This is a genomic window from Candidatus Caldatribacterium sp. (assembly GCA_014359405.1).
Lineage (GTDB): Bacteria > Atribacterota > Atribacteria > Atribacterales > Caldatribacteriaceae > Caldatribacterium > Caldatribacterium oleiphilum.
Map to the genome: position 1 here is coordinate 1 of JACIZN010000148.1, position 4043 is coordinate 4043.

Consider the following 4043-nt stretch of genomic DNA (forward strand, 5'->3'; position numbering starts at 1 on the left):
CGAAATAGCACAAGAGGCACCCAGGTACGGTGGGGTGTTCTTCTTTTTCCTTATTTCTCCCGAGATGTCTCGGGGGGCTTCTTCCCTTGGTCTTCCCTGGATCGTGGTGGCAGAGGATCGGGAGGCATTCTTTCGTTTCCTGAAAGAGGAGGAGGCCCGCCTTGGTCTTACTCTTGACGAGGAAACGCGGGAGACCCTCTTCCAGTTTACCCTGGAGTGCGAACTCCAGCGAGGGGATATCGAGGATTTCCTCGAGGAGTTCAAAGGAGAAAGAGTGTCAAGGAGCGCGGTTGAGGCCTTCTTCATGAGGAATGAGAAAGTTCTTCTCTTCCGCTTCCTCGACGCCTTGAGCGAGAGGGACACTCCTTCTGCCCTTCAGTACGTGTATCGCCTGGTGGAGCAACAGTTCCCTCCCTCTCTTCTTGTGGCCAATCTCGCAAGGCGCTTTCGGCTCTTTGCCCAGCTCTATGAGGCAAAGGAGATAGAGAGGGATCTCTGGCAGGGGAAGAGTGTGAATCCCTTCGAAGCGAAGAAAGTAGAGAGAATGAAAAAACACTTCAGTCCATCCGACGTCCTGAGCGCCCTTGCAAGCCTCAGGGCGGCAGACAGACTCTTAAAAACTCAAAGCGTTGATCTCAAGCTCTGGTGCGCACTCCTTGTGGTTGGGATCACGCAGCCTGGGAGAGGAGCCGATTGAGCTTCTGTGCGAGTCGTGACTTGATACGGGCCGCCTTGTTCTTATGGAATACTCCCTTGCTCACCGCCATATCGACCCGCTTGTAGACTTCGCTGAGGAACGCTCGGGCTTCCTCGATGTTTCCGGCTTCAAGGAGCTTCAGGAACTTCTTGATGTACGTTTTGGTCGCCGATTTAACGGCTTTGTTCCGCAATCTGCGCTTTTCACTTTTTCGGAGGTTCTTGAGCGCTGATTTCGTGTTCGGCATTGTTCCACCCCTTGCTCCAAGGATAAAGCAATGCCAATTGTAGCATGGGGAGGAGGAATTTTGCAACCTGTGAGACCCTCGAGGATCCTGAAATGGGAAAATTCTCCCCGGTGTAATGTTCCAGAGTTTCGTTCACAAGTCCCTCCTTCTTGTTCTTAGGTGAGTTATCCCAGGGGATACGGGAGATATCCCATAACCTGGAGAGGTGCGAGGATACCCGGTCAAGAACAAGCACCGGGAAAGCTCCCAGGACAGGACTGGTCCCTTTCCTCAAAGATGAGAGAACCTCCATGGGAGCCCTCCCCTGCATCTCCCTCCCCATATGGGGACGGGTGAAGTTGTAGTAGAGGACCCAGCGCTGTGCCATGGCAAGGAAGGATTTCCTGGAAGTCACCCGAGCAAGATTCAGGGCATAGAACTCCTCATCATCAGTTCGGTGGGAACGCTCCACAAAGGTGTTCACCTTCTTCTCCCCGAGGGGAGTCGAAAGGAGAGTCACTCCCAGGGGGTTGAAGATGTACTTCTCCATGAGGATTCTCTTTCTCGAGTTCCCCAGACCCCCGAACTCCACCCCATTGTCGGTCTGGAAGAAGAGCCTCCCCTGCACCCCCAAAGCTTTCAACCAGAAAACAAGAAGGAGCATGAAGGTGAGGCCATTCAAAAAGGAGAGCTCCTTCGCATAGGCCAAGAAGCGAATCCTGGTTCGCACATCAATAGCGGTGAACTGGTACCGGGGGAGTTTGTTCTCGAAGATGGCTGCATAGGCTGAGGAAGGAAGAGCCTTCTGGTCGGCAATATCCTTGGCATCAATCTGCCAGAACTCAAGGGGTTGGAAGGCCTCAAAGTTCACCCGGTACCTCTTCCCTCCATTGGCTGCCTGGTACCTCTTGCATCTCACCTGGTAGCGGGAGAGGATATTTCGTATCGTTCCAGGGGGAATAGAAATCCCCAGGTTCCTCTTGAGGATGCGGTGTAATCTCTGAGGTCCAAAGTTGGTGCTCTCTGCAGTTTGCACCACAATGTGCTCAAGGTGCAAGGGGGTGCGATTGGGCATGGGGTTTCGGGGACCCCTCTTTCGGATGCAGGCTTTGAGGTTACCTCCTCCTTCCCGGTACCTCTTCCTCAGGGTGTACACCCAAGGAAGAAGAGATGCCAAGGATTCGAGCTACCTCCTGGGGAGTATGGCTCTCAAGGAGGGTGATCACCGCCTGTACTGCTGCCTGTGGGTTACCGGAGTTCTGGAGTTGCTGGTATAATGTCATGGGGTGGGTGTTCCTCCTTTCGGGGTGTTCTTTTGTTTCCACACTGATGATACCCCAGGGATACCCACCCTTTGCAATACCTCCTTGAGCTTCTTGAAGTACTGTGAACGAAACTCTGGTCGATCTACATGTGAACCTAAACACACACTTGACATCGTAACGTAGCAATGTTACTATTTTACCAGAAAAAGGAGTGGGCCGAGAGTGCAGAGAAAGGGAATTCGCTTTGCGTTTAAGCTTCCCCTCTACCAGCAGGTGTACGAGGCGCTGCGGGCAGCTATTCTTACTGGGGAATGGAAACCGGGGGATCTCCTACCGCCCGAACCCAAGCTTATGGAGAGGTTTGGGGTAAGCCGCACGACCATCCGCCAGGCGTTAGATCTTCTCTGCAGGGAGGGCCTTCTGCAGAGAAAGCAGGGGAAGGGAACCTTTGTTCAGGCTCCGTCTATTGAACAAAATATTCATCGTATTTTGAGTTTTACCGAGGACATGCTTCAGCGTGGTCTTGTCCCAAAGACTAAGGTCATCTTTTCAGGCATTATTGAAGCACCCCAAGAAATTGCTGAGAAGCTTGGTATTCAACCTGGTGAGGAGGTTGCTCGTTTGGACCGGCTGAGACTAGCGAATGACGAACCATTGAGCGTTGAAGAGGCACATCTTATCCATAGACTATGTCCAGGAGTTTTAGAGCGTCACGATTATTCCAAGATACCGCTTCGTGAAACACTGGCGAAGGAATATGGCATTTACCTCAAGAGGGCACAAGAGACTATTCGGGCCATCGCTGCTCCAAGGAACTTGGTACGCCTTCTCCAGATCGAGAATAATGCCCCCCTTCTCTACATAGAGCGGGTTTCTTTTGACCAGTACGATAGGCCTGTAGAGTATCTCCGTAAGTTCTACAGGGGAGATCGGTATGTCCTCTACAACGAACTTCAAGGGTAGGTACAGGCACCCGAATTGAGGAGGAAAGGCCTCTAGTGGCTGAATTCGTGACGTGTTTTGGGGAATTACTTATTGACTTCTTTCCTTTGGAAAAGGGTGTTTCCCTCGAGCATGTGTCGGCTTTCTTTCCCGTTCCAGGAGGGGCTCCGGCAAATGTTGCTATTGCCCTTAGACGACTTGGGTTACCGAGTGCCTTCATAGGCAAAGTGGGGGACGATACCTTTGGCCATGTCCTCGCTAAGGCTTTAGGGCGTGAAGGGGTTAATGTAGATGGTTTGCGTTTTGATCGCAGAGTACGCACTACTTGCGTTTTTATCGCCTTGCCCAGCGAAGAAACTCAGGAGTTTCTCTTCTTCCGAAATCCTGGAGCGGATATGATGCTTTCCCAAGAAGAAGTCGCTTTTGAGCTTCTCCGGAGAAGCAGAGTATTCCAATTTGGTTCTCTGAGCCTTACCGGTGGGCCGACGAAAGAAGCGCTTTTGAGGAGCATCGATTTTTGCAGAAGCCAGGGAGTTTTTCTTTCTTTTGATGTGAACTACCGCCCCTCTCTGTGGGAAGATACAGATGAAGCTCGGCGAATGATTTTTAAAATTGCTCCTCGGGTGGAACTCATAAAGCTTAACGAGAGGGAACTGTTTTTCCTTACTGGAGCGAGTTCCCTTGAGAAAGGAATAGAAATCCTTGCCCGTGAGGGTGTTCCTAACTTAGTGGTTACATTAGGTAGGCGGGGATCGTGCTTCTGGAGCCAAGGTGAATTTGTAGAAGTTGAAGGTTTTGCCGTGCCTGTAGTGGATACTACAGGATGCGGCGACAGTTTTATGGCGGGCGTGCTTGCTCAGATTGTACTTAGAGGAATTGATCTCCTTTCCCCCATTCCTTCCCCCGTTATGAT

Annotated in this window: 4 protein-coding genes and 1 pseudogene; 3 read left to right on the forward strand and 2 right to left on the reverse strand. The window is 51.5% G+C overall.

What is annotated here, in order from left to right; genetic code table 11:
- Positions 1-34: 34 nt before the first annotated feature.
- A complete protein-coding gene (locus tag H5U36_09465; protein ID MBC7218338.1) occupies positions 35-697 on the forward strand; it encodes a hypothetical protein in 663 nt (220 codons plus the stop codon).
- Here H5U36_09465 and H5U36_09470 read toward each other — a convergent pair.
- Together H5U36_09470 and H5U36_09475 are read right to left on the reverse strand one after the other, a co-directional pair.
- Positions 669-944: a 30S ribosomal protein S20 gene (locus H5U36_09470; protein MBC7218339.1), complete on the reverse strand. Its 276-nt coding sequence runs from the start codon at positions 942-944 to the stop codon at positions 669-671. The two genes, H5U36_09465 and H5U36_09470, sit on opposite strands and share 29 nt — an antisense overlap.
- A pseudogene (locus tag H5U36_09475) lies at positions 901-2206 on the reverse strand (helix-turn-helix domain-containing protein). The gene H5U36_09470 and the pseudogene H5U36_09475 overlap by 44 nt, the downstream one beginning before the upstream one ends.
- 204 nt (positions 2207-2410) lie before the next feature.
- On the opposite strand from H5U36_09475, the gene H5U36_09480 reads away from it, so the two are divergent.
- Positions 2411-3151 carry a GntR family transcriptional regulator gene (locus tag H5U36_09480; GenBank protein MBC7218340.1) on the forward strand — a complete coding sequence of 247 codons (741 nt, stop codon included), beginning with the start codon at positions 2411-2413 and terminating at the stop codon, positions 3149-3151.
- 35 nt (positions 3152-3186) lie between these two features.
- A partial coding sequence (locus H5U36_09485; GenBank protein ID MBC7218341.1) for a hypothetical protein occupies positions 3187-4043 on the forward strand: 857 nt, incomplete at its 3' end.